Raw genomic sequence first — 24,428 nt, 5'->3', positions numbered from 1 at the left:
TTTCTTTCTGTTCTGTGTCGGGCGTGATGGATGGGACTGTGCGTGGATGGCCGCAGGCTTAGAAATACTTCACCGCCTGGATCCAGAAGCGGCCGCCCTTGTCGGGTGCCGAGGTGGCCATGGCGCCGCCCAGCTTGTGTGCGTAATACGTGCGCACCACGAAATCGTTGTTGTTGGCCCAGGTCAGGCCAATGCCGGCGCCACTCAGGGTGCGCTTGTTGTCGCCTGCCGCCCATTGGTTCTTGTTCAGCGATACGGTGCCGGTATCGACAAAACCGATCAGCTGCATCTGCCCCGGCATGCTGGCCGGCAGCGGCGGCAGACGCAGCCGCGCTTCCAGGTTCAGCACATAGCCCTGGTCGGCATACGCCTCGCCTTCGGGATAGGCACGCACGCCGTTGACGCCGCCAAGCTCCATGCGCTCGGACACATCGAGGTTTTTCGACGCCAGCTGGCCATTGATCGCCGCATACAGCGACACCGAATCGCTGACGCTTTGCAAGCGCGACGCATTGAACGCCAGCTTGCGATAGCCGCCATTGCTGCGCGCCGTCAAGGCGTCAAACGCGCGCACGTCGGCCGTGCGCAGATCGACGTCGCCGCTGGTCAGCGCCAGCGCATAGTTGCTCATGCCACCGCCGCCGAGATTGTCGCGATGGTCGCCGACCAAGCCAACGGTGACGGCGCGCACTTTCTTGTTATTGACGATGGAGGCTGCCCGGACCTTGTCCTGGAAGGTCTTGTCGTCGTACGACAGCTGTGCATACAGATTGCTGTCGCGCGAACGGATCAGCGGATAACTGCCATAGACGCCGGCAATTTTCGCCGTGCCGCTGGCGTCGAGGCTGTCGAATTCCTTGCCCAGCTTGTAGTCGAGCCGGCTGTACGCGGCGCCCACCGTGGCGCGGCCCACCTGCAGCTGGTACGAGGCGCGCGCATATTTCAGGCCGTCGCCGGAAGTGAGCACGCGCAGGCTGGCGACGTCGCCAAGGCCGAACGGCTGGTTCAGGTTGACGGTCGCGCCGACACGGTACTCGCCCGTGTAGCGGCTGCCGGCATTGTCGGCGTCGACGCTGCCGGTGACTCTTTGACCGGGCTGGACATCAACCAGCAGGTCGGACGTGCCGGGCGTGGCGCCAGGCGCCAGGGTCGACTTGACGATGACGCCAGGCAAGTCCGACAGCAGCAGCAGGCGCTGCTCCAGCGGTTCGCGCATGACCGTGTCGCCGCTTTCAATGCCGGCCAGCAGCGCACCGACCCTGCCGTCGGACATACTGGTCTGGTTCTTCAGGCCGATCTGGCCATATAGCCCTTCCAGCACCACGATGGTCACCTCGCCCTGCGCGATATCCTGCGCGGGCAGGTAGGCCTGAGCGACAAAATAGCCGTTGCGGCGATACTCCTGTTCGATGGTCAAGGCCATGGCGTTCAGTTCGGCCACCGTCAGCGCGCTACCAGGCTGGAATCCCGTCAGGGCCAGCAGCGCCGCTTCCGGATAGGCCACGGCCCCGGTCACGCGCAAGCGCCTGACCTCGATGCTGGCGCTGGACGCTGGCGCGGCGGCCACCGGCTCGGCGCTTTGCTCGACGCGCAGGCGCGGCAGTTCCTGCTGCGGCGCCGGCGCTGGCGGAATCTGGCGCAGCTGGCTGCCGGCGCTCGGTACCTGCTGCGCCAGGGCGATGCTCTGCGTCAGTGCCAACACGGCGAATGGTAAAAATTTGATATGGGACATGCTGGCCTCGATTTGGATGTTCTGTAAACGATAAAATTTCATGAGGCTGATATTGCCTATTAGAAAAATGAACATCTGCCGGTTACCGCACATAGGGATTTTTTGCGTGATGCGGCAGAAAACCCCCGCTGAACGAGGCCAGCTGGCCCTCCTGGGCCTGCCAGGCGCGCGCGGCGGCAAAAAAAATTTTGCTAAAATGTCGTTTGTCATGTGATTTTGCAACATAGACAGCAGCGTCTTTCACCAGACAACAGCGCCTGTCGCTCAACAATGTGCAGCCCGCCCGATCTGACCAGAAACGGCCGTTGCGAACCAAGGGCAGTAAGCATGAACGACATCTACCGCGCCGGCGCCGCCGCGCGCGCAGCCCATCCTGCGCTCCTGCAAGCGGACGTGTTGCAAGAAGCGATCTTCAGCAGTCCCTATTTTTCCTGCATCGCCACCGATGCCCAGGGCGTGATCCAGTTATTCAATGTCGGCGCCGAGCGCATGCTGGGCTATCAGGCGGACGATGTGATCAACCGCATCACGCCGGCCGGCATTTCCGATACGGCCGAGGCCATCGTCCGCGCCGCCGCCCTCTCGCAACAATTCGATACGCCGATCAGCCCCGGTTTCGAGGCGCTGGTCTACAAGGCCTCGCGCGGCATCGAAGACAGCTATGAGCTGACGTATGTGCGCAAGGACGGCAGCCGCTTCCCGGCGATCGTGTCGGTCACGGCGCTGCGTGATGGGAGCCAGGCCATCATCGGCTATCTGCTGATCGGCACCGACAACACCGTGCGCAAGCATGCGGAGCAAGAGCGCGAGCTGCTCAATCGCGTGCTGAGCGACAATAGCGTCGAGCTGGAAAATGCGCGCGCGCAAGCGGACAAGGCCAATCGCGCCAAGTCCGATTTTCTGTCGAGCATGAGTCATGAACTGCGCACGCCGCTCAACGCAGTGCTGGGCTTTGCCCAGCTGATGGCGTCGGACACGCCGCCACCGAGCGCCTCGCAGCAGCGCTCGCTCGACCAGATCCTCAATGGCGGCTGGTATCTGCTACGCCTGATCAATGAAATTCTCGACCTGTCGATGATCGAATCGGGCCGGGTCGCCATGTCGCGCGAAGCGATGGCGCTCACCGAGGTCTTGCGCGACTGCCGCGCGATGATCACGCCGCAGGCGCAAAAGCGCCACATCACGCTGAGCTTCCCCTCGCTCGCCCAGCCGTTCTACGTGCATGCCGACCTGACGCGGGTAAAACAGGTAGTCATCAACCTGCTGTCGAACGCCATCAAATACAACCGCACCGGCGGCAGCGTGCAAGTGGAATGCAGACTGCATGGCGACAGGGTGCGCCTGAGCGTGCGCGACACCGGCAACGGCTTGAGCGCCGAACAACTGCAACAATTATTTCAACCATTTAACCGGCTGGGACAGGAAGCCGGCACCGAGGAAGGCACCGGCATCGGCCTGGTGGTGACCAAGCAACTGGTGGAGCTGATGGGCGGCACGCTGGGAGTGGAAAGCGAAGTCGGGGTCGGCACCATGTTCTGGATCGAACTGGCGGCCTCGTCGGCGCCCGAACTGCAGCTCGGCGAGCATGCCGCGGACCTGGACCGGACACCGTCGGGCGACGCATCCTGCGACGCGCCACGCCGCAAGGTGCTGTATGTGGAGGACAATCCGGCCAATCTGATCCTGGTCGAGCAATTGATCGCCCGCCGCAGCGACCTGGACATGCTCAGCGCCGTCGATGGCCACCTTGGCATCGCGCTGGCGCGCCAGCATCAGCCCGACCTGATCCTGATGGATATCAACCTGCCCGGCATCAGTGGCACCGAGGTGCTGGGCTTGCTGCGCGCCGATCCGCTGACGGCGCACATTCCCGTCATCGCCCTGTCGGCCAACGCCCTGCCGCGCGATGTGCGCAGAGGCCTCGACGCCGGCTTCCTGCGCTATCTCACCAAGCCCATCAACGTGCCCGAGTTCATGGAAGCACTCGACACGGCGCTCAGCCTGACGGCCGCGCCATAGCCTGCCCGATACGCCAGAAAAAAAACCTCGCCGACTGCGAGGTTTTTTTGTGCCTTGAAAAGCACCTGGCGCATCAGCGTGGCGTTGCCGGCGTACTGATGAGCAGAAGATGCGGATGGTTCATACCCTGCGCACAGGTCCTGGATATTGCGCAAGCAAGGCGTCAGCCGTCAGCAAAGTGATGCCTTCGACCGTTGCCTGGGCTACCAGCATCCGATCAAACGGGTCTTTATGGATAGGCGGTAAGCCCTCGATGGCGACGGCGTGCTCACTGATGATGGGCAACTCGCTATAGCCATTGTCCAGCAGCGCGCGGCGCAATACCCGAGGGTCAGCCTGAAAGTCGACACGGCCCAGACCATGTTTGATCGAGATTTCCCACAGACTGGCGGCGCTGAAAAACAGCTCATTGCCAGCGTCTTCGATCAAGGCCAGCGCAACTGGACTCATACGGCCTGGATCGCCTGCCGCCCACAGCAGCAAGTGCGTGTCGAGCAACAACTTCATGCATCACCGCCGAACAGCGAGGCAATTTCCACGCTGCCCATCGTGTCGAAATCATCCGGCACGGTGATCTGGCCGGCAAGAAAACCAAGCCGCTTCTTCTGACCCGCCGCTGGCGCATCGAGTGCCATGACCTTGACCAAGGGCCGGCCCGCCTTGGCGATAATAAACGATTCACCGTTGGCAGCTTGTTCGATGAGCCTGGACAAATGCGTTTTGGCCTCGTGTATATTGACTGTTAACATCCTGAACCTCAATCAAACTAAGTTCACTTAGTCTAGTCATCTTCCATCAGCAATGCAAGTTTCTTTCAGCTATCGCCCAACGCGGCGCGCACCGCCCGCTCGAGTTGTTCCAGCCCGAACGACACATCGACCGGCTGATCATTGAGGAAAAAACTCGGCGTGCCGCGCAGGCCCAGTTGCACTGCCGCCGCATGGTGCTCGCGCACCCGTTGCAGATAAAGATGGTCGTTCATGTCGGCCTGGTAGCGCGTCATGTCGAGCTCGATTTCTTCGGCGTAGCGGCTCAGCGCGGCTTCCTTCAGATGCTGGGGCTGGCGAAACAGCGCCGCATGCATCGCCCAGAACTTGCCTTGCGCGGCCGCCGCCTCGGACGCTTCGGCCGCCAGCTCGGCATGCGGATGGGCGGCGCTGTCGGGAAAGTGGCGGAACACGAAGCGCAGCCTGTCCCCATAGGTGGCCACCAGATGGCGCGTCAGCGGCTCGGCCTGCGCGCAGCGCGGGCATTCGAAGTCGCCGTATTCGACCAGGGTCAGCCTGGCGTCAAGGTTGCCGGTGGCGTGCTCGGCGGACGACAGTCCGGCAATATCGGTATCAGTATTGGTCATCATGGTTCTCCTGGCTGCGCGGGGCGGCCTGTCGGCGTGGGCAAGTTTATTCACTATAAACCCATGCCCATCAGAAGGTCGCGCCGTACAAATGTAACAATGCCTGCCGACGCGAAGCGCGGGCAGGCATTGTGATCCAGGCCGGTGTCAGGCGGCGCCCGACACCGTCGTCATCAGACGTTGAACAGGAAGTTCAGCACATCGCCATCCTTGACCACATATTCCTTGCCCTCGGCGCGCATCTTGCCCGCTTCCTTGGCGCCGGCTTCACCCTTGTAGGTGATGAAGTCGTCATAGGCGATGGTTTGTGCGCGGATAAAGCCGCGTTCGAAGTCGGTGTGGATCACGCCGGCCGCTTGCGGGCCGGTGGCGCCGACGGGGACGGTCCAGGCGCGCACTTCCTTGACGCCGGCGGTAAAGTAGGTTTGCAGGCCCAAGAGCTTGTAGGCGGCGCGGATCAAACGGTCCAGGCCTGGCTCTTCCATGCCCATGTCGGCCAGGAAGGCGCCCTTGTCGGCGGCGTCCAGGTCGGCGATTTCCGCTTCCATCGAGGCGCAGATGGCGACGATGGGAGCGTTTTGCGATTGCGCGTAGGCGGTCAGCTGGTCGAGCAGCGGGTTATTCGTAAAACCGCTGTCGGAGACGTTGGCGACGAACATGGCCGGCTTGGCGGTGATCAGGCACAGCGGCTTGATCAGCAGCATTTCTTCGGCGTCGAGACCCATCGCGCGCACCGGCTTGGCGTCGTTCAGGTACGGCATCATGCGTTCCATGATGGCCAGCAGCTTGGCCGCGTCCTTGTCGCCCGAGCGGGCTTTCTTGCTTTCGCGGTGAATCGCTTTTTCCACGGTGCCCATGTCGGCCAGCGCCAGTTCGGTCTGGATGACTTCGATATCGTCGAGCGGGTTGATCTTGCCGGCCACGTGGATGACGTTGTCGTCTTCAAAGCAGCGCACGACGTTGACGATGGCGTCCGTTTCGCGGATATGCGACAGGAACTGGTTGCCCAGGCCCTCGCCTTTCGAGGCGCCAGCCACCAGGCCGGCGATATCGACGAATTCGACAATGGCGTTGACCATGCGTTCCGGCTTGACGATGACGGCCAGCGCATCCATGCGCGGGTCCGGCACTTCGACCACGCCGACGTTTGGCTCGATGGTGCAGAAAGGATAGTTTTCAGCCGGGATGCCGGCTTTCGTCAGCGCATTGAACAGGGTGGACTTGCCGACGTTCGGCAAGCCGACGATACCGCATTGGAGACTCATGAAAAACCTTTAATTATCAAAGCACAGTGCTCAAGGCACAGCCGTCGATCGGCGTGCTGGCGGTGCTGTTTTGGAAAAATGGTGGTCGTGCGACGATTCCGGTGGTTTGGACAACGACATTCAGAACGTCATTGTACCCCTGCCCGCTGCGCGGCAACAGCTTTGCCACGCCGGCGGCCACGTGGCCGCAACATCAGGCCGTATGCAGCTTCATGGTGGCCGCTTCAAACTTGCCGTCGACAATCTGCGGCATGACCAGCAGGGATTTGTCGATCGCCTGCTCGATCAGCTCCTGGTCTTCGCGGCGCGGACGGTGCAGCACGAAGTCGGCCACCTGCTGCTGCAGGTTCAGGCTGCGCGGATGACCGATGCCAAGGCGCAAGCGCCAGTAATCCTGGGTGCCGAGCGCGGCCGTGATGTCCTTGAGGCCATTGTGGCCGCCGGCCGAGCCGCCTTTTTTCAGGCGCGCGATGCCGGGCATCAGGTCGAGTTCGTCGTGCACCACCAGCACTTCGTCGGCGGCGATCTTGAAAAAGCGCGCCAGCGCGCCGACCGACTGTCCGGAGCGGTTCATGAAGGTCAGCGGTTCGAGCAGCCACACGTCCTGGCCGTTGATCGAGGTCTTGGCCAGCATGGCGTTATAGCGCGAGTCGCGCTGCAAGCGCGTGCCGGGCAGGCTGTTGGCCAGGTTGTCGACCAGCCAGAAGCCGGCATTGTGACGCGTTTGTTCGTATTCGGGTCCCGGGTTGCCGAGGCCGACGATCAGGCGGATGGGCATGGCGATGTCTGTGGTAAAAAGAACGATTATCGGTGAAAACAGGCAGAAAAAAACCCGCCGGAGCGAGCCAGGCGGGTTTTTTCTGCGACTGCCGCCTTGCGGCGGCGGCACGATTACTTCTTGTCGGCTTCGACAGCAGCAGCAGCTTCGGCTTCAGCGGCAACGTGGCCAGCCGGCACCGATGCGGTAACGATGGTCTGGTCATCGCCGTGACCAACAACGGTCACGCCTTCTGGCAGCACCAGGTCGCTCACGTGCAGCGAGTGGCCGACATCGAGGTTCGACAGGTCAACGGTGATGAATTCTGGCAGCTTGCCTGGCAGGCACGATACTTCGATTTCATTGGCAACGTGGCTGATGGTCGCGCCGTGCAGTTTGACTGCTGGCGAAACGTCGGCGTTTTCGAAGTGCAGCGCCACTTTCACGTGGACAGCTTGCTTGGAGTCAACGCGCTGGAAGTCAGCGTGCAGCACCAGCTGTTTGTATGCGTGGACCTGGAAGTCGCGCAGCAGCACTTGTTGGGAAACGCCGTCGATTTCCAGTTCCAGGATCGACGAGTGGAACACTTCTTTTTTCAGCGCGTGGTACAGGGCGTTGTGATCGAGCGAGATCAGGACCGGGGCTTCGGCACCGCCGTAGACGATACCAGGGGTCTGGCCGGAAATGCGCAGGCGGCGGCTCGCTCCGGAACCTTGCAATTCGCGTTTGAATGCGATAACTTTCATGTGAAACTCCAAAAAGAACAAGACTCGCGTCTTGTGTGATGAAGACTCCCGCGACCAGGAGACTTCGGAAAATGGGTGCGGACGCACCCCGAAAACCACTAAAGCAGCGGCGCGGCCGGTCAGAAACCAGTCGCGCCGCCGATATTACGTTTGTTTTTACGTCTGTTGCTACTTATCGAATCAATCGATAAACAAGGAGATAACCGAATCGCCCTTGATGATGCGCTTGAACGTTTCGGCCAGCAGCGGCGCGCACGTCAGTTGACGGATCTTGCCGCAGGCCAGGGCCGCTTCGGACAGGGGAATCGTATCGGTCACCACCAGTTCATCGAGCGACGACGCCGAAATACGGTCGATCGCCGGGCCGGACAGCACCGCGTGCGTGCAATAGGCTACCACTTTCTTGGCGCCGCGCTCCTTGAGCACTTCGGCGGCCTTGGTCAGGGTGCCTGCGGTGTCGACCATGTCATCCATGATCACGCAGTTGCGGCCTTCGACTTCACCGATGATGTTCATTACTTCGGACACGTTCGCCTTCGGGCGGCGCTTGTCGATGATGGCCAGGTCGCAGCCCAGGCGTTTTGCCAGGGCGCGCGCGCGCACCACACCGCCGACGTCCGGCGACACCACCAGCAGGTCCTGGTAGTTTTTCTTTTGCAGGTCGCCCAGCAAAATCGGCGAAGCGTAGATATTGTCGACGGGAATATCGAAGAAACCCTGGATCTGGTCGGCGTGCAAGTCCATGATCAGGACGCGCTCGACACCGGCTTTTTCCAGCATATTGGCTACCACCTTGGCCGAAATGGCCACCCGCGCAGAGCGTGGACGGCGATCCTGGCGGGCATAGCCAAAATACGGAATCGCTGCGGTAATACGACCGGCCGATGCGCGTTTCAGGGCGTCGACCATCAGGATGATTTCCATCAGGCTGTCGTTGGTCGGGGCGCAGGTGGATTGCAAAACAAAAACATCCTTGCCGCGCACGTTTTCGTTAATCTCGACCATTATTTCGCCGTCGGAGAATTTTGAAACGTTTGCCTTACCGAGAGGGATGCCGAGATTTTTTGCGACCCCCTCTGCTAACGCTGGATTCGCGTTGCCGGTAAAAACCATCAGGTTTTCGTAAGCCATGGGAGTCCCAAGAGGTGATATAGAAGTCTTGAAAAGCACTAACCGGGCATAAGCCCGGTCAGTCTGTGTTGTGCATGTGCCGCGTGACGGCCCATTTTTGCTTCCCGTACTGGACGCCAACTTCGCATCGACAGACTACGGTGAAACGGGTGGCAGGGGAAGAAGGATTCGAACCTTCGCATGCTGGAATCAAAATCCAGTGCCTTAACCAACTTGGCGACTCCCCTACGCAACTGACTGCTTGCTGTCATGTTGGCCGGTATTATACCGACTTTTTGAAGCTAAGCAAAATCTTTTTTTGCTACTTGCAACATCGTGAGCAGTGGATGATGGCTCAACGCTTTTGCCTTCCAGGCTGACCAGACGGCAGGCACATTACTGAGCACTGCATCGGCTTCTTCCTCGGTGGAAAACGCGCCAAACACACAAGCACCGGAACCAGTCATCCTGGCCTCACCGTAAGCACAGAGCCATTCTACCGCATCTGCTACCGGCTTGAAAAGACTGCATGCTACTTGCTGTAAGTCATTCTTTCCAAACCCGTTCGCGCTATTGCTTTCTGCGATGTGCCTGGAAAAGTCCGCTATTGTGACGGCTTCGGTATCCCTCGTCAAGCCTTCCGCGCAAAAAATTGCTGCGGTCGCTACTTGCACGCCCGGCTCGATCACCACATACCAGCAATCCGGCGTGGCGACCGGCCGCATCGCTTCGCCCACGCCTTCGGCAAAGGCATTTTCGCCAAAGATAAAAAACGGAATATCGGCGCCCAGCGGCAGACCCAGCGCCATCAGTTCCTCGCGGCTCAAACCGCCCTGCCACAAGGTGTTCAGGGCCATCAGGGTGGTGGCCGCGTCGGACGAGCCGCCGCCCAGGCCGCCGCCCATCGGCAGCACCTTGTCGATGGCGATATCGACGCCGCGCGGCATGGCGCCCGTGCGGCGCACCACTTCGGCCTGCAGCAGCCTGGCCGCGCGGATGATCAGGTCCTGCTCCTGCGGCACGCCGGGCAAGTCGGTTGTGCGGCGAATCTGCTGGTCATCGCGCAGCGCAAAATGCAGGGTGTCGCCGTGGTCGACCAGCTGGAACACGGTTTGCAGCAGGTGGTAGCCGTCGGCGCGGCGGCCATTGACGTGCAGGAACAGATTGAGCTTGGCGGGCGCCGGGCAGTTATCGAGGGCAGTGAGCAGTGTGGTCATGGCGCGGCAGTGGAAGAAACGGGATCGAGCACAATGCGCAGCGAGACGGCGTCGGCCTGGGCGCTGGCAGTGCGTTCGGCATCGATGCGCCGCGGCTGCGGCTGCGCACCGGGGGCGCCATCTTGCCACGAGACATAGCGCAAGCGCCAGCCATCCCTGGTCGTCACATGGTCATTTTGCGGCGAGGCAACAAAGCGCTTGCCGTCTTCGCCCAGCGCGTGGCCCTGCAGCCAGTCGCGCAGGCCCGACACGGGCAGCGACCAGCCGAGCAGGCGCGCGCTGAGCGTATCGACATCGGGCGCGCTGCGCGGCGGCTTGCCGCTTTGCGTGAGCACCGCTTCCTGTGGCGTGACGGCAATCATGGCCAGGGTGCTGCCAACCGGCGAAAACAGGGTCACGTCGATGCGTTGCGCCGTTTGCTGCCAGGTGAAATTGACGGTGGCCGATTCGGGCTGGTCATTTTTCTGGTACACCACGTTCAGGCGGCCAGACAGCTCGACCTGGTCGCGGTAGGGCGCGACGGCTTGCGACGAAGGCGGCTGGCCCGAAGTGAATGGGAGCGTGGAACAGGCGGACAGGGCCAGGCAGAGGGTGGCGAGGGGGAGTAGTTTTTTGGACATGGGAATTTGGAGGAATTAACCCAAGTGCAAAGGCTGGGGTCAGACCCGGCGGGTCTGACCCCGGTCCTCCCCCGCCACTTGCCATGGGGTTTAAAAATTACAAGCTGACATTCAAGCGCGCCAGCGTGTTTTTCAGCGCATCGTTTTCAGGATCCTTCGCTTGCGCTTCGCGCCACAGTTTTTGCGCGCCCTCCTTGTCGCCCTTGTGCCACAACACTTCGCCCAGGTGCACGGCGATTTCGGGGTCGGGGCGCACGGCATAGGCGCGGCGCAGCGCGTCTTCGGCGGCGGGCAGGTTACCCATGCGGAACTGCACCCAGCCCATGCTGTCCATGATGAAGGGGTCGCCCGGCGCCATCTGCAGCGCGCGCTCGATCAGCGCCAGCGCTTCGGGCAGGCGCACATTGCGTTCGGCCAGGGAATAGCCAAGCGCGTTGTAGGCGTGCTGGTTGTCGGGCGCGAGTTGCATCACGCGGCGCAGGCTCGCCTCCATCTGTTCGAGCTTGTCGAGGCGTTCGGCCAGCAAGGCGTAGTCGTACAGCAGTTCGGGATTGTCGGGGAAGCGCACCAGGGCGTTTTCCAGCACCGTGTAGGCGCTTTGCACATAGCCGGCGTCGCGCAGCAGCTGCGCGTCGACCAGCACGATCTGGCCCTGGGCGGCGGGGTCGTCGACCTGCGTCTCGGCCAGACTCTTGCGCGCGCCGTCGAGGTTGCCGCTGCGCGCCATCAGTTGCGCGCGGCGCAAACGGGCGTCCAGGTAGCCGCCGGACTCCCTGCTGTCGACCTTGTCCAGCCAGGCAATGGCGCCCGGCAGATCACCGCGCGACTCGGCGATCTGCGACAGGATCATCAGCGCCTTGAACGGATCGCGCTCGTCGCCGGGTTTTTTCTCGAGCACGGCCAGGAAACGCTTGAAATACTGCTCGGCGCCCTTGGCGTCGTCCAGCTGCAAGGACACGATGCCCAGCGCATACAGGCCGGCCACGTTATCGGGCTGGCTCTTGAGCAGCGCGAGGAACTGGGTGCGGGCAGCTTCGAGCTGCTTCTGCTCGACCAGCAAGCGCGCATAGGCGGCGCGCACTTCGACCGCGTCGGGGTTTTTTGCGAGGAAGTTGGCCAGCGCCTGATTGGCCGCCTGCGGCTCGCCCGTCACTTGCGCCAGTGTCAGCACGGCCAGTTCGGAGGCCGGCTTCATCTGCAGCGCCTTGTTCGCTTCGGCAATCGCACGCGCGCGCTCGCCGATCGACAGCGCGCCCTGCGCCAGCACCAGATGCGCTTCGAACATGTCGTGGTAGGGCTCCATCAGGCGCACCAGCATGGCATAGGCATACAGCTTGTCGTTGGCGCGCGACAGGATCTGCTGGGTCTGGAACAGCGCCACGCCGCGCGAACCGGGTGGCGCCGCTTCGATGCGCTGGGCAAAGATCGGTTCAGCTTCTTCGATCTTGTCGGTCAGTACCACGAAGCCGAGGAAGAACTGGGTCGCCTCGTCCGACTCCGGCGCCAGCTCGCGCCACAGGCGGATCGCCGCCAGCGCTTCGCCGCCCTGCTTGGCGGCCAGCGCCATTTCGGAGGCGCGGCGCGCCAGGCGCGGATCGCGCGTTTGCTGGGCCGCCATCATCATGGTCACGTACGGACCCTGCCACTGGCCGTTCTTGAATTCCATCTCGGCCTTCGTCAGCTTGTACAGCAGTTCACTGTTCAGCTCGACATTGGGCAAACCCTCACCCCTGGCTTGCGCCTTGGCTTCCGCCTTGGCGCCGGCCTCGGCGTCAGGCCGGGCTTCGGCCGCAGCGGGGCTGGCCGGGGCGTCCGCCGGGACGGCGGACGTTTGCGCCATGGCATGCGTAGCCATCAGGGCGGACAAGGTTACAATGGCGAAAGCGTTTTTCAAAGGCTGATCCTGGCTGAACGGCAAAGTTTGATTCTACGCCCAACCCGTGCTTTGCGTGCTTCACGCATGTAACGAAATATATTCATTTGGATCGTCGCGCCCAGCCGGGTGTGCCGTCAGCCAGCCAGCGCCCCTGTTTTCACCAGCGAGCCTTATGCCAGAATTGCCAGAAGTCGAAGTCACGCGGCGCGGTGTTGCGCCCCATATCGAAGGGCGCGCCGTGCGCGCGGTGGTGCTGCGCCGCGACGGCCTGCGCTGGCCCTTTCCCGCCGCCCTCGGCGAACAGTTGTCGGGCCAGACCATCGGCCTCACCGGCCGGCGCGGCAAATACCTGCTGATCCACTTCCAGCACGGCACCCTGATCATCCATCTGGGCATGTCGGGCCACTTGCGCGTGCTGCCGCCGGGCACCGAAGCGCTCAAGCACGACCATTTCGACCTGGTGGTGTCGGGTAGCGACGGCGACCAGGTGCTGCGCCTGACCGATCCGCGCCGCTTTGGCGCCGTGCTGTGGCATGACCTGGCCGACGGCCCGCTCGACACCCACGTGCTGCTGCGCGGCCTGGGCGTGGAACCGCTGGAAGGGGCGTTTACGGGCCAGTTGATGTTTGAAAAGACGCGCCAGCGCAATACCAATATCAAGCAGGTGCTGCTGGCCGGCGATATCGTGGTCGGCGTGGGCAATATCTATTGTTCCGAAAGCCTGTTTCGCGCTGGAATCAACCCGAAGACGCCGGCCAGGCGCATCGGTCTTGCGCGCTACGACAAACTGGCGCAGGCGATCCGCGACGTGCTGGCCGAAGCCATCGTCCAGGGCGGCAGCACTCTGCGCGACTTCCTGCATGTGAACGGCCAGTCCGGCTACTTCCAGCAGACGTATTTCACCTACAACCGGACCGGCCAGAGCTGCCGCGTGTGCGGCGCGCCTATCCGGCAAATCGTGCAGGGACAGCGTTCCACGTTTTATTGCGTGAACTGTCAAAAATAAGGAAGCGTGCATGGTCAGGGACTTGCAACAATACAGCGCCTGGCGCCAGGATGTGCTGGCCGCCCTGCGCGCCTGGCAGCAGGCGGCGCAAGCGGCCGGCCTGGTCGACGGCGCCTCGGCGCTGCGCCTGGCGCGCTGCGTGTCGCGGCTGGCGGACGACCGCCTGTCGGTGGCCTTCGTGGCGGAGTTCTCGCGCGGCAAATCCGAACTGATCAACGCCATCTTCTTTGCCGACTATGGCCAGCGCATCCTGCCCTCGGGCGCCGGGCGCACCACCATGTGCCCGACCGAGCTGCTGTACGATCCTGCGTGGCAGCCGTCGATCCGCCTGCTGCCGATCGAAACGCGGGCGCAGAACCTGTCGACCAGCGACTACCGCGAGCTGCCCGGCGCCTGGACGGTGCTGCCGCTGAAGCTGGAGGCGGGCGACGACATGCAGGACGCCATCCGCCAGGTCAGCCTGACGCGCAAGGTCAGCGTGGAGGAAGCGGCGCGCTACGGCCTGTATGACCTTGATGACGCCGATGCGCAAGCCATGCTCGATGAAGACGGCCTGGTGGAAATTTCGATGTGGCGCCACGCCATCATCAATTTTCCGCATCCGCTGTTGAAGCAAGGCCTGGTGATCCTCGACACGCCCGGCCTGAACGCCATCGGCACCGAACCCGAACTGACCTTGAACCTGATCCCGAACGCGCACGCGGTGCTGTTTATCCTGGCGGCCGACACCGGGGTCACGCGCAGCGATATCGACGTATGGCGCAACCATATCGGCGCCGATGGGGGCAGCGGCCGCCTGGTGGTGCTCAATAAAATCGACAGCATGTGGGACGAGCTGCGCGGCGAGGCGGAAGTGACGCAGGCAATCGAGCGCCAGCAGGCCAGCGTGGCGCACCTGCTCAACCTCGACGCCGGCCAGGTGTTTCCGGTCTCGGCGCAAAAGGCGCTGGTGGGCAAGATCAACCACGACCAGGCGCTGCTGGAAAAAAGCCGCCTGCTGCCGCTGGAAGCGGCCCTGTTCAATGAGCTGATCCCGGCGCGCAAGAGCATTATCCGGCGCCAGCTGGACTTCGACCTCGAGGCAATTGAAGCGGCGCAGCAGGTGCAGTACGGCGCGCGGGCGCGCGCCATCGCCGAACAGCTGCACGAGCTGCACAGCCTGCGCGGCAAGAACCAGAGCGTGATCGCGCACATGATGCGCCGCGTCGATATCGAGAAAAAGGAATTCGACAGCAGCCTGTTCAAGCTGCAGGCGACAAGGGCCGTGTTTACCCGACTGTCGACGGAACTGTACACCAGCCTGGGCATGGAAATCGTGCGCGACGATATCGACGCGGTGCGCCTGGCGATGCAGCGCAGCCGCTTTTTCACGGGCCTGCGCGACGCCATGCGCCAGTACTTTGAGCGCATCGGCCAGAACCTCGAGCGCTCCGAACGCAAAACAAACGAGATCACGGAAATGATGCAGGTGATGTACCGCCGCTTCGCCACCGAACATGGCCTGGCGCTGGCCCTGCCGATGCCGTTTTCGCTGGCCCGTTACCGCCAGGAGATCGACGCCATCGAAGCGGTGTATCACAAGCAGTTCGGCACGGCCACCCTGCTCACCACCAGCCGCGTGGTGCTGATGGAAAAATTCTTTGACACCATCGCCTCGCGCGTGCGCCGCAGTTTCGCTGCCGCCAATGACGACGCCAGCGCCTGGCTCAAGGTCATCATGGCGCCGCTCGAAGCGCAGATCGTCGAATACAAGGAACAGCTGAAACTGCGGCTGGCCTCGATCCAGCGCATCCACGACGCCACCGACAGCCTGGAACAGAAAATCGCCGGCTTCGAAGCGTCGCTGGCGGCGCTCGAGCGCGACAAGGCACAACTGGCGCAGCGCATCGACGCGCTGCACGCGGCCATCGCCGCCTCAATACCGACACATTGACCCCTTACCGGAACCCTGCATGAAACGTCTGCCGCATCCGCTGTCGCCCGAATCGGGCGTGGCACCTCTTGAAAACTACGTCGATCCCACTTTTTCCGCCACCGTCATCGCCTGGCAAAAACAGCACGGCCGCCATGCGCTGCCATGGCAAAACACGCGCGACGCCTACCTGATCTGGCTGTCCGAAATCATGCTGCAGCAAACCCAGGTGGCAGCCGTGCTGGCCTATTACGCGCGCTTCCTGACGCGCTTTCCTACCCTGCGCGAGCTGGCGCAAGCCCCCGTCGAAGACGTGATGGCGCAGTGGAGCGGCCTGGGCTACTACACGCGCGCGCGCAACCTGCACAAGTGCGCCCAGCGCGTGCTCGCCGAATACGACGGCGTATTCCCCAGCGACCCCGCCTTGCTGGCCGAGCTGCCCGGCATCGGCCGCTCGACGGCCGCCGCCATTTCGGCGTTCTCCAGTGGCACGCGCGCGGCCATCATGGACGGCAACGTCAAGCGCGTGTTCGCCCGCGTATTCGGCATCGACGCCTATCCTGGCGAAAAGCGGGTCGAAGAAGCGATGTGGCGGCGCGCCGAAGCGCTGTTGCCAGAGACAGGGATCGAATCGTATACACAAGGGCTGATGGACCTGGGCGCGACGCTGTGCACGCGCAGCAGTCCCGATTGCGGCCGCTGCCCCTTGCAATCGCGCTGCGTGGCCTGGGCCACCGGCCGCACCAAAGAGCTGCCTGTACGCAAGCCGAAAAAGACCAGCCCCGAAAAGCACGCCGTGATGCTGGTGATCGTCGACCAAGGCCAGGTATTGCTGCAGCAGCGCCCGGGCGCCGGCATCTGGGGCGGATTATTGTCGCTGCCCGAACTCGATGGCCATGTGCTGGCCGACGACGCCATGCCACGGCTGATCGACCAGCCGGCCTTGCTGCGCGCGGTGGCGCCGTTCGGCGAGATCGAGACGCAAGAGTTGCTGCTGCCGATCGTGCACGTGTTTACCCATTACAAGCTGCATATCGTGCCCTGCCGCATCACCCTGTCGCGGCACCATCAGCTGGTTGCCGAAGCGGGCCATGTCTGGCTGGACGGCGCAAAGGTGGCGGACGCGCCGCTGCCGGCGCCGGTCAAGAAACTGCTGCTGGGCCTGCTGGGCGATGCGCGCGCGGCGCAGCGCAGCATGTTTTGAAGAGGCTATAGCTCGTCGAGCGAATACAGCCGGCGGTGCTCGCGGATCGCATAGCGGTCCGTCATGCCGGCGATATAGTCGGCGATCTTGCGCGCCTGCTCGGTGGCGCTGCCGTTCTTGAGCTGGTAGTCGGGCGGCAGCAGGGCCGGTTCGGCCATGAAGCTGTCGTACAGTTCGCGCACGATGCGGCTCGCCTTGACGCGCATGCGGTTGACCTGGTAGTGGCGGTACAGATTGACGCGCAAAAACCGTTTGAGTTCGGTGGCGTCCGCGCGCATGGCGTCCGAAAACCGGATCAGGGGCGCGCTGGCGCGCACTTCGTCAACGTCGCGCGGGGCGCAATCGCCGATCAATTGCGTGGAGGTGGTGATCAGATCGTCGGCCAGCGCCGTGATCAGGCGGCGCAGGGTTTCATAGATGGCGCGCCTGCCCGACAGGCCCGGATACACGGTTTGCACCTCGCGCCACAGGCGGCCGAAAAACGCCACCTGTTCCAGCTGTTCGATGGTGATCAGGCCAGAGCGCAGGCCGTCGTCGATATCGTGGCTGTTGTAGGCGATTTCATCGGCCAGGTTGGTCAGCTGCGCTTCCAGTGTCGGCTGGGTACCGTCGATAAAGCGCTGCGCCACCGGTCCCAGCGCGCGCGCATTGCTCAGCGAGCAGTGTTTCAATATGCCTTCGCGCGTTTCGAACATCAGGTTCAGGCCATCGAAGGCGCCGTAGTGTTGTTCCAGCGTGTCGACCACGCGCAGGCTTTGCAGGTTGTGTTCAAAACCGCCATGGTCCGCCATGCATTCATTGAGCACGTCCTGGCCCACGTGACCGAACGGCGTGTGGCCCAGGTCGTGCGCCAGCGCGATGGCTTCGACCAGGTCTTCGTTCAGGCGCAGGTTGCGCGCGATCGAGCGGCCGATCTGCGCCACTTCCAGGCTGTGCGTGAGCCGCGTGCGAAACAGGTCGCCCTCGTGATTGAGAAAGACCTGGGTCTTGTATTCGAGCCGGCGAAACGCCGATGAATGGATGATGCGGTCGCGGTCGCGCTGGAACTGGCTGCGCGAGGCGTGCGCCGTCTCGGCATGGCGACGCCCCTGCCCCTGTGACGAACGGGCCGCGCCAGGAGCGAGGAAGTCTTCCGGCGTCATGCTCAGGCGACGCCGGCGGCCAGCGTGGCCAGCACCAGTTCGTGCGGGGCGGCCGTGATCAACGGGCTGCCCAGCGGTTTCAACAGGATGAACTTGATGGCGCCGCCCTCGTTCTTCTTGTCCACTTCCATCAGTTCCAGCCAGCGCGCCACGCCCAGATCCGGCGCCTTGACGGGCAGGCCGGCGCAAGCGACCACCGTGCGCACGCGCTCGACGGCCGCCTGATCGATATAACCCATGCGGCACGACAGGTCGGCCGCCATCACCATGCCGCAGCCGACGGCTTCGCCGTGCAGCCACTGGCCGTAGCCCATGCCCGCCTCGATGGCGTGGCCGAAGGTGTGGCCGAAGTTCAGGATGGCGCGCAAGCCGCCTTCGCGTTCGTCCTGGCGCACCACGTCGGCCTTGATTTCGCACGAGCGGGCGATCGCATACGCGAGGGCGCCCTTGTCGCGCGCCATCAGCTTGCCCATGTTCGCTTCGATCCAGTCAAAGAAGGCCGCGTCGATGATGGCGCCATGCTTGATCACTTCGGCCAGACCTGCCGACAGCTCGCGCGCCGGCAAGGTTTCCAGGGTCGAGGTGTCGGCGATCACGGCGCGCGGCTGGTAGAAGGCGCCGATCATGTTCTTGCCCAGCGGGTGGTTGATGCCGGTCTTGCCGCCGACGGACGAATCAACCTGGGCCAGCAAGGTGGTCGGCACCTGCACGAAGCCGATGCCGCGCATGTAGCTGGCGGCCGCATAGCCGGTCAGGTCGCCGATCACGCCGCCGCCCAGCGCCACCAGCGTGGTCTTGCGGTCGCATTTGTTGGCCAGCAGCGCATCGAAAATCTGCATCAGGCTGGCCCAGTTTTTGTATTCTTCGCCGTCCGGCAGCACGATGCTGATCACTTCGCGTCCATCGCTCGACAGCGCCGCCTGCAGGCGGCCCAGGTACAACGGGGCGACGGTGGTATTGGTGACGATGGCCACCTTGTGGCCGCTGACATGGCGCAGCAGCGCATCGGCGTCGGCCAACAGGCCGGGGCCGATGGCGATAGGGTAGCTGCGTTCGTCGAGGTCTACGCTCAACAACATTTTGGATTGCTCGTTCATCGAAGGCTCTGCGTGAATGACGCAGTTGGGCGAAGCCTCGCATTCGAGGCTGGCCAGCTGCATCAGGATAGTCTGGACCATCGATTGTACGTTAGGACGGCCAGTATCGATGACTATGTCGGCCACTTCCAGGTATTGCGGCTCGCGCTGCGCGGTCAGGTTTTCCAGCATCTTGCGCGGATCGGCCGTTTGCAGCAGCGGGCGGTTCTTGTCATGGCTGGTGCGCGCGAGGATGTTGCTCACGCTGGCGCGCAGGTAGATCACCGTGCCCCGCTCTTTCAGAAAAGCGCGGCTTTCGGCATTCATCACGGCGCCGCCGCCGGTGGCCATGACCAGGCCCTGCTGGGCGCTCAGGTCACGAATCACCTCGGCTTCGCGCCGGCGAAAGCTCGGCTCTCCCTCGATCTCGAAGATCCACGGGATCGACGCCCCGGTACGGGCCTCGATCTCATGGTCGGAATCGACAAAGCGCAAGCCCAGCTTGCGGGCCAGGATGCGCCCGATCGTGGTTTTGCCTGCGCCCATGAGGCCGACAAGGAAGATGTTACGGTTAGAAGTTTCGGACACTATTTGCATTTCACTCAGGCAATAGCTCGATATTTCCGCTATCGCCCTGTGGCTCCATTATTGGCATGTGAACGTCAGTTTAAACGGATAGCTTGTTGTTAGTAAACGTGGGCTGATCACATTGACATTGAAGGTTGCCGTTTTCGCACTACACGTTTCGGCCGGTGCATTGACCGTCACGATATGGCTGGTGCCCTGATCCGCGTCGTTCGGCACCGTATTGTCAGGGAACACTTTTTGTACCGTCGGTGGCGAAACACCGCTGCTGCTTGCATTGCTTATATTGGCCACTTCAATGCGTGTGCCGCTCGGCATCGGGTTGCCGTTGATATCACTGATGCGCAAAGTGAATACTTTGGGCACCGTCCAGCTGACGATGCCGAGGTCGTTCACGACATTTTTTTCAACGACCTGGGCATTGTCACGCAATACCTGCGCAGGTTCGCTGCCGCTGATGAAAAAGCTGATGCGGGCAAAGATGGGCACGGCCGTACCATCGCTGGTGCTGGCGCAGATGGTGCCAACCCCACGGCGGGTACTGTCATCGGCAACACGATTGCAGACGGTTGCGGGCAGATTGGGAACCGGTGCGCGTGGCGCCTGCGAACGGAAATCGACCGAGCAGGCGCCATTGACCGAAGTACAGCCGCCGCGACTGGCGCTGCCGACCACGCCGACATTGGACTGGAAGACCACCGGGGTGCCATCGGCCACCGGGTTGCCGAATTTGTCGCCCATGGCCACGGTCACTGTTGCCGATGGCGCACTACCATTGGCATCGACATTGAGGCCCTCGACATTGCTGTCGCTGATACCCAGGGAGAATGCTTTTTGTACCGGCGTGCCGGTCGACACCACAATGGTATCGGACAAGGTGGAAATCTCGCGTCCGGTTGCCGTCGTGAACTTTGAGCGGATACGGAAAGACAATGGCGTATCGCGCGAACTGACACTGGTCGTCACCTCGCCGTTGGCATCGGTCGACGCCAAGGCCGGCGCCAGATCAACCTGGGCGTTGATATCGGCTTTTTCGAACGTCACCTGCAAGCCTTGCAAGGGATTGTTGAAGGTGTCAAAAGCACGGAATTTCAAGGTCGCGGTTTCGCTGCGCAGCAAGCCACCCTGGCCCCGGATCACGATGGATTTGTCGCTAGGTATGGCAGAGGTAAATTGGATCGATGCCGGTTGTGGTGGCGCAATGGCCAGCGTTGCGTTGCGACCGCCGGTGACACCGCTGGCAGTGGCAGAGATAAGATCATTGACGCCGCAGCCCAGGTCACGATAGGTGGCGCGCGCCGTGCCGCCCGCCGTTTGCACGGCAGTCGCGAAGGTGGCCTTGCCGGCAGCCACGCAGGTGGAACTGAAATTGACGGCGATGCTCTGATCGGTGTATTTCACGCCATTCGACAGCACGTCCAGCGACACCAGGGTGGAGCCGTAGGCATCCAGCGGTGCCGTTTCAAAAGTAATGTTGCCGAAAGTAAGCGAGGTCGCACCGACCGCATAGTTGATCGTGCTGGTCGTGGTGGCGCCATTCAAGACGACGGCCGCCGTCAGCGTGCCTGCGCCGGCGGCGGCAAGACTGACCGGGCGCAGCGTGACGCGTGCCTCGCCGTTCTTGTCAGTGAGTACCGTGCCGCTGGACGGTGCAAGCACCGCCAGCGCATCATTATTGGTGGCAAATATCACCAGTGCATTGGCAAGGGCGGCACCGTTCTGATCCCTGACCTGCGCCACGCCCGTCAAGGGACTGGCGCTTGACAAGGTATTGCTGTTGCTGCCTGCGGCACTCAATAGCGCAACGCTGATGCTGGCCTTGGACGCCGCTGCGGCGGAAACCTGATAATTGGCCTCGCCGCTGATGGTGGCGGTACCCTGGGTGATGGTGGCGACCAGTTTGCCGGCGCCGCTGGCGGCGGTAGTGGCGGGGCGCAGGGTCAGCACCGCGACGCCCTTGGCATCCGTTAGCACCGCGCCATTGACGGGCGTGAGGGCGAGCAGCGTGGCATCGGCCGCGAACGTGACCAGCGCGTTTGCAACGGGTGCGCCATTCTTGTCGAGCACCACCGCGCGGGCAGTCAAGGTGGCACTCGCACTGACGGTGTTGCTGGCGACGCCATCGGCGCCCTGCAGGCTGACGCTCACCGTCGCCGGCACGCTGCCTGTGGCTCCGCCGCTGCCGCCATCAAGGGCCGGATCACCGCCGCCGCCGCCGCACGCCGCAAGCAAGAGCCCGAAGCTCATCAACATCAGCCAATTGCATGCCTGACTCCAATAAGTGTTGCCTAAAGAAATATTCCGCATAGTCGCCATCAGTCCGCTTTCGTCAGCATTGTTACTTAAACGTAAAGATGTGACATTAACGCGTTGAGGCCCGTTCTGCCACTATTTTCGGTGTAATAAACACCATCAGCTCGGTTTTTTCTTGACTGCGGCCCGTGCTGCGAAAAAAAACACCGAGCAGCGGGATGTCGCCCAGCAGCGGCACCTTGGTCTGCGTACCCCGTTCCGACTGCTGATAAATGCCGCCCAGCACCACCGTGCCACCGTCCTCCACCATCACCTGCGTCCTGACGTGCTTGGTGTCGATGGCAAAGCCCGAGCGCGTTTCCTGGCCCACGCTGTCCTTGTTCACGTCCACTTCCAGCACCACGTTGCCGTCCGGCGTGATCTGCGGCGTCACTTCCAGGCGCAGATTGGCCTTGCGAAAAGTGATCGAGGTGGCGCCGCTGCTGGTGGCCACCTGGTAGGGCAATTCGATGCCCTGTTCGATCAGCGCCAGCACCTTGTCGGCAGTTACCACGCGCGGGCTGGAAATGATCTTGCCCTTGCCGTCCGCTTCCAGCGCAGACAGTTCCAGGTTCAGGAAGCGGTTGGCGGCCGCCGAAAACAGGCTCAGGGCAAAGCTGGCCGGCGGCAAGCCGTTGATGCTGGCCGCCGGCAGGTTGACGAACTGCGTGTTCGGCACATAGGCGCCGGCGCCAGGCACCGCCTGGCCGGTCGCCTCGCCCACGCCCTCGTAGGTGCCGCCCACCAGCGCGCGCCGTCCAGCGCCGATGCCAAAGCCGGGCTGGCCGCCCTGGGCCAGGCGCAGGTCGGCAAAGCCGAGGCGCGCGCCCAGGTTGCGGCTGAAACTGTCGTTGGCCTCGACGATGCGCGCCTCGATCAGCACCTGCCGCGTCGCCACGTCGGTTTTGGCAATCAACAGGCGGATCTGCTCCAGGCGCGCCGGCACGTCGCTGACGAACAGCTGGTTGGTGCGCGGCTCGATCAGCACGCTGCCGCGCCGCGACAGCAGCCGGCTGCGCCCTTCTCCCGCGTCCAGGCCAAACACGGTGCGAAACGCTTCGGCCTTCTGGTAGTTCAGCTGGAACACGGCGGACTGCAAGGGTTCGAGTTCGGCGATCTGCGCGCGCGTTTCGAGCTCCAGTTTTTCGCGCGCCAGGATTTCCTCGCGCGGCGCGATCCACAGCACATTGCCATTGCGCCGCAAGTCCAGGCCCCTGGCCTGCAGCACCACGTCGAGCGCCTGGTCCCACGGCAACTCACGCAGGCGCAAGGTGATATTGCCGGCCACGCTGTCGCTGGCAATGATGTTCTGCCCCGACGCGTCGGCCAGCATATGCAGCGCGGCGCGCACGGAGACGTTCTGGAAATCGATGGAAACCGGCTCGCCCGCATACGGGCGCGGCGCCGTCAGCGGCACCGGTACCTGCGCATCCTGCACATCCTGCGCGCCGCCGCCCGTGGGCCAGGCCAGCGCCAGCATCAACCAGCAGCAATGGGGCTTCATTTGTCCGCCTCCCTGGCCGCAGCCCCCGCCACCTGCAAGGCCAGGCTGGCGCGCCGCTCGCGCCAGGCGCCGCCGGCGTCCCGCGCCACTTCGCGCAATTGAATCGCCTGCTCGCTGATGGCCGTCACCAGACCGTAGTCAGGGCCCAGGTACTGGCCGGTGGCGATGCGGTACAGGCGACCGTTGGCCTGCAGCAAGGCGTCGAGCCGGCCGTGCTGGCGCAGGCTGCCGACCATTGCCATGCCGGACAAGGCCACGCTTTCGAGCGGCTCGCGCACGCGGCGCGGATCGGGCGCGGCCGCGCCGGCGGTGGCCGGCAGCTCCCTGGCGGCGCCGAACGGATCGGGCAAGTCGCTGGCGCTGTAGTCGCGTGGAACAAATGGAACAAACGGCCTGGCAGGACGCGGCGGCGTGGCCGCCCTGGCAGGCTTGCGCTGATCCATCGCCTGCCGCTCCTGCGCATCGGGCAGGCGGTAGGCGTGCAGTACGGCGTCCAGGGTCAGAGCGCCCTCCTTGTTCGCCTGGACGGCGAGCCCATGCACGGTGACGATGCGCGGCAGGTAGGCCAGGTCGGCCATGAAGGCGCCGAGGGCGTGGTAGCCGCCACGCACCCTGATGGCGATCGGCATGGCCACATAATGCGCTTGCGGCACGGGCGGGGCCGGCTTGAACAACTCGAACTGCAGGCCGCGCGCTAGTCCCGCCTGGTTGATATCGGACAGCAGGGAGGGCATCTCTTGCTGGAGCGGCAATTGCTGTTCCAGCGTGGCCAAGGTGGCCGCCACCTCGCTTTGGCGCGCGCGCAGCTGCGGCAATTGCCCGGCTTTTGCCTGCGCCTGGCCGTGCGCGGCGCGCAGCGTCGCGGTGTGCGCCTGCGCCGCCTGCCAGCGCGCCACCAGGGCGTCCAGTTGCGTCAGCCACGCCAGCGCCAGGCTCAAGCCCGCCAGCAGCGCGGCGCACCCAAGGCGGACAGAACTGGGCCACAAGGCCATCTGTTTCAGGCTAGGCATG

At 63.2% G+C, this 24,428-nt stretch carries 19 protein-coding genes, 1 tRNA gene and 1 pseudogene; 4 read left to right on the top strand and 17 right to left on the bottom strand.

From position 1 onward, the window contains the following. Nucleotides 1-58: 58 nt before the first annotated feature. Nucleotides 59-1,732, bottom strand: a complete 1,674-nt coding sequence (locus CD932_RS13005) for a ShlB/FhaC/HecB family hemolysin secretion/activation protein (protein WP_094443622.1) — start codon at nt 1,730-1,732, stop codon at nt 59-61. A 327-nt stretch (nt 1,733-2,059) separates the two neighbouring features. On the opposite strand from CD932_RS13005, the gene CD932_RS13000 reads away from it, so the two are divergent. Beyond that, entirely contained in the window at nt 2,060-3,751 is a 1,692-nt protein-coding gene (locus CD932_RS13000; protein WP_094442990.1) for a PAS domain-containing hybrid sensor histidine kinase/response regulator, read from the top strand. A 120-nt stretch (nt 3,752-3,871) separates the two neighbouring features. On the opposite strand, the gene CD932_RS12995 is transcribed toward CD932_RS13000, so the two are convergent. From CD932_RS12995 to CD932_RS12945, 11 genes are all read right to left on the bottom strand, one after another. Then, a complete protein-coding gene (locus CD932_RS12995; protein ID WP_094442989.1) occupies nt 3,872-4,258 on the bottom strand; it encodes a type II toxin-antitoxin system VapC family toxin in 387 nt (128 codons plus the stop codon). Then, a complete protein-coding gene (locus CD932_RS12990; protein ID WP_094442988.1) occupies nt 4,255-4,500 on the bottom strand; it encodes a type II toxin-antitoxin system Phd/YefM family antitoxin in 246 nt (81 codons plus the stop codon). The genes CD932_RS12995 and CD932_RS12990 overlap by 4 nt, the downstream gene beginning before the upstream one ends. Nucleotides 4,501-4,565: 65 nt before the next feature. Further along, on the bottom strand, nt 4,566-5,108 hold the full coding sequence (locus tag CD932_RS12985; protein ID WP_254926567.1) for a thioredoxin domain-containing protein: 543 nt from the start codon (nt 5,106-5,108) through the stop codon (nt 4,566-4,568). 170 nt (nt 5,109-5,278) lie between these two features. Beyond that, nucleotides 5,279-6,370, bottom strand: coding sequence for a redox-regulated ATPase YchF (gene ychF, locus CD932_RS12980; protein ID WP_094442987.1), 1,092 nt, complete (start codon nt 6,368-6,370; stop codon nt 5,279-5,281). Between the two features lie 193 nt (nt 6,371-6,563). Next, entirely contained in the window at nt 6,564-7,148 is a 585-nt protein-coding gene (pth, locus tag CD932_RS12975; RefSeq protein WP_065310111.1) for an aminoacyl-tRNA hydrolase, read from the bottom strand. Nucleotides 7,149-7,261: 113 nt separating this feature from the next. After that, nucleotides 7,262-7,873 carry a 50S ribosomal protein L25/general stress protein Ctc gene (locus tag CD932_RS12970; protein WP_094442986.1) on the bottom strand — a complete coding sequence of 204 codons (612 nt, stop codon included), beginning with the start codon at nt 7,871-7,873 and terminating at the stop codon, nt 7,262-7,264. A 180-nt stretch (nt 7,874-8,053) separates the two neighbouring features. Next, nucleotides 8,054-9,004 carry a ribose-phosphate pyrophosphokinase gene (locus tag CD932_RS12965; RefSeq protein ID WP_094442985.1) on the bottom strand — a complete coding sequence of 317 codons (951 nt, stop codon included), beginning with the start codon at nt 9,002-9,004 and terminating at the stop codon, nt 8,054-8,056. 150 nt (nt 9,005-9,154) lie between these two features. Next, nucleotides 9,155-9,231 (bottom strand) — tRNA-Gln (locus CD932_RS12960). Between the two features lie 54 nt (nt 9,232-9,285). Continuing rightward, nucleotides 9,286-10,200: a 4-(cytidine 5'-diphospho)-2-C-methyl-D-erythritol kinase gene (gene ispE, locus CD932_RS12955; RefSeq protein ID WP_094442984.1), complete on the bottom strand. Its 915-nt coding sequence runs from the start codon at nt 10,198-10,200 to the stop codon at nt 9,286-9,288. Beyond that, nucleotides 10,197-10,820: an outer membrane lipoprotein LolB gene (locus CD932_RS12950; RefSeq protein ID WP_094442983.1), complete on the bottom strand. Its 624-nt coding sequence runs from the start codon at nt 10,818-10,820 to the stop codon at nt 10,197-10,199. Before CD932_RS12950 ends, ispE begins: the two co-directional genes overlap by 4 nt. 97 nt (nt 10,821-10,917) lie before the next feature. Continuing rightward, the gene (locus tag CD932_RS12945; protein ID WP_094443620.1) at nt 10,918-12,714 is read right to left on the bottom strand and encodes a tetratricopeptide repeat protein; all 1,797 of its coding nucleotides are present in this window, start codon (nt 12,712-12,714) and stop codon (nt 10,918-10,920) included. A gap of 154 nt (nt 12,715-12,868) precedes the next feature. Here CD932_RS12945 and mutM point away from each other — a divergent pair, with 154 nt between their 5' ends. Genes mutM through mutY form a run of 3 tightly spaced genes read left to right on the top strand, consistent with a single transcriptional unit; the run spans nt 12,869 to nt 16,818 of the window. Beyond that, nucleotides 12,869-13,702: a bifunctional DNA-formamidopyrimidine glycosylase/DNA-(apurinic or apyrimidinic site) lyase gene (gene mutM / locus CD932_RS12940; protein ID WP_094442982.1), complete on the top strand. Its 834-nt coding sequence runs from the start codon at nt 12,869-12,871 to the stop codon at nt 13,700-13,702. A gap of 10 nt (nt 13,703-13,712) precedes the next feature. Further along, nucleotides 13,713-15,635 carry a dynamin family protein gene (locus CD932_RS12935; RefSeq protein WP_094442981.1) on the top strand — a complete coding sequence of 641 codons (1,923 nt, stop codon included), beginning with the start codon at nt 13,713-13,715 and terminating at the stop codon, nt 15,633-15,635. A gap of 19 nt (nt 15,636-15,654) precedes the next feature. Continuing rightward, entirely contained in the window at nt 15,655-16,818 is a 1,164-nt protein-coding gene (gene mutY, locus CD932_RS12930; protein WP_094442980.1) for an A/G-specific adenine glycosylase, read from the top strand. Nucleotides 16,819-16,823: 5 nt separating this feature from the next. On the opposite strand, the gene CD932_RS12925 is transcribed toward mutY, so the two are convergent. The 5 genes and pseudogenes from CD932_RS12925 to CD932_RS12905 form a co-directional block, all read right to left on the bottom strand. Further along, on the bottom strand, nt 16,824-17,960 hold the full coding sequence (locus CD932_RS12925; protein ID WP_094442979.1) for a deoxyguanosinetriphosphate triphosphohydrolase: 1,137 nt from the start codon (nt 17,958-17,960) through the stop codon (nt 16,824-16,826). A 2-nt stretch (nt 17,961-17,962) separates the two neighbouring features. Next, nucleotides 17,963-19,633, bottom strand: coding sequence for a bifunctional shikimate kinase/3-dehydroquinate synthase AroKB (gene aroKB / locus CD932_RS12920; protein WP_094442978.1), 1,671 nt, complete (start codon nt 19,631-19,633; stop codon nt 17,963-17,965). Nucleotides 19,634-19,681: 48 nt separating this feature from the next. Beyond that, on the bottom strand, nt 19,682-21,868 hold the full coding sequence (locus CD932_RS12915) for an Ig-like domain-containing protein (RefSeq protein ID WP_176460944.1): 2,187 nt from the start codon (nt 21,866-21,868) through the stop codon (nt 19,682-19,684). Between the two features lie 115 nt (nt 21,869-21,983). Beyond that, nucleotides 21,984-23,312: pseudogene (locus CD932_RS12910) on the bottom strand (type IV pilus secretin PilQ); the annotation flags it as partial. Between the two features lie 101 nt (nt 23,313-23,413). Beyond that, nucleotides 23,414-24,427: a pilus assembly protein PilP gene (locus tag CD932_RS12905; protein ID WP_094442976.1), complete on the bottom strand. Its 1,014-nt coding sequence runs from the start codon at nt 24,425-24,427 to the stop codon at nt 23,414-23,416. Nucleotide 24,428 lies beyond the last annotated feature (1 nt).

Source organism: Janthinobacterium sp. PC23-8 (assembly GCF_002250505.1).
Lineage (GTDB): Bacteria > Pseudomonadota > Gammaproteobacteria > Burkholderiales > Burkholderiaceae_D > Janthinobacterium.
This window is presented reverse-complemented; position numbering and strand designations above follow the sequence as displayed.

Excerpts from the sequence above, each read along its gene's own strand:
- CD932_RS13005 (WP_094443622.1), bottom strand. The coding sequence starts at position 1,732 with ATGTCCCATATCAAATTTTTACCATTCGCCGTGTTGGCACTGACGCAG.
- CD932_RS13000 (WP_094442990.1), top strand. The coding sequence starts at position 2,060 with ATGAACGACATCTACCGCGCCGGCGCCGCCGCGCGCGCAGCCCATCCT.
- CD932_RS12995 (WP_094442989.1), bottom strand. The coding sequence starts at position 4,258 with ATGAAGTTGTTGCTCGACACGCACTTGCTGCTGTGGGCGGCAGGCGAT.
- CD932_RS12990 (WP_094442988.1), bottom strand. The coding sequence starts at position 4,500 with ATGTTAACAGTCAATATACACGAGGCCAAAACGCATTTGTCCAGGCTC.
- CD932_RS12985 (WP_254926567.1), bottom strand. The coding sequence starts at position 5,108 with ATGATGACCAATACTGATACCGATATTGCCGGACTGTCGTCCGCCGAG.
- ychF (WP_094442987.1), bottom strand. The coding sequence starts at position 6,370 with ATGAGTCTCCAATGCGGTATCGTCGGCTTGCCGAACGTCGGCAAGTCC.
- pth (WP_065310111.1), bottom strand. The coding sequence starts at position 7,148 with ATGCCCATCCGCCTGATCGTCGGCCTCGGCAACCCGGGACCCGAATAC.
- CD932_RS12970 (WP_094442986.1), bottom strand. The coding sequence starts at position 7,873 with ATGAAAGTTATCGCATTCAAACGCGAATTGCAAGGTTCCGGAGCGAGC.
- CD932_RS12965 (WP_094442985.1), bottom strand. The coding sequence starts at position 9,004 with ATGGCTTACGAAAACCTGATGGTTTTTACCGGCAACGCGAATCCAGCG.
- ispE (WP_094442984.1), bottom strand. The coding sequence starts at position 10,200 with ATGACCACACTGCTCACTGCCCTCGATAACTGCCCGGCGCCCGCCAAG.
- CD932_RS12950 (WP_094442983.1), bottom strand. The coding sequence starts at position 10,820 with ATGTCCAAAAAACTACTCCCCCTCGCCACCCTCTGCCTGGCCCTGTCC.
- mutM (WP_094442982.1), top strand. The coding sequence starts at position 12,869 with ATGCCAGAATTGCCAGAAGTCGAAGTCACGCGGCGCGGTGTTGCGCCC.
- CD932_RS12935 (WP_094442981.1), top strand. The coding sequence starts at position 13,713 with ATGGTCAGGGACTTGCAACAATACAGCGCCTGGCGCCAGGATGTGCTG.
- mutY (WP_094442980.1), top strand. The coding sequence starts at position 15,655 with ATGAAACGTCTGCCGCATCCGCTGTCGCCCGAATCGGGCGTGGCACCT.
- CD932_RS12925 (WP_094442979.1), bottom strand. The coding sequence starts at position 17,960 with ATGACGCCGGAAGACTTCCTCGCTCCTGGCGCGGCCCGTTCGTCACAG.
- aroKB (WP_094442978.1), bottom strand. The coding sequence starts at position 19,633 with ATGCAAATAGTGTCCGAAACTTCTAACCGTAACATCTTCCTTGTCGGC.
- CD932_RS12915 (WP_176460944.1), bottom strand. The coding sequence starts at position 21,868 with ATGAGCTTCGGGCTCTTGCTTGCGGCGTGCGGCGGCGGCGGCGGTGAT.
- CD932_RS12905 (WP_094442976.1), bottom strand. The coding sequence starts at position 24,427 with ATGCCTAGCCTGAAACAGATGGCCTTGTGGCCCAGTTCTGTCCGCCTT.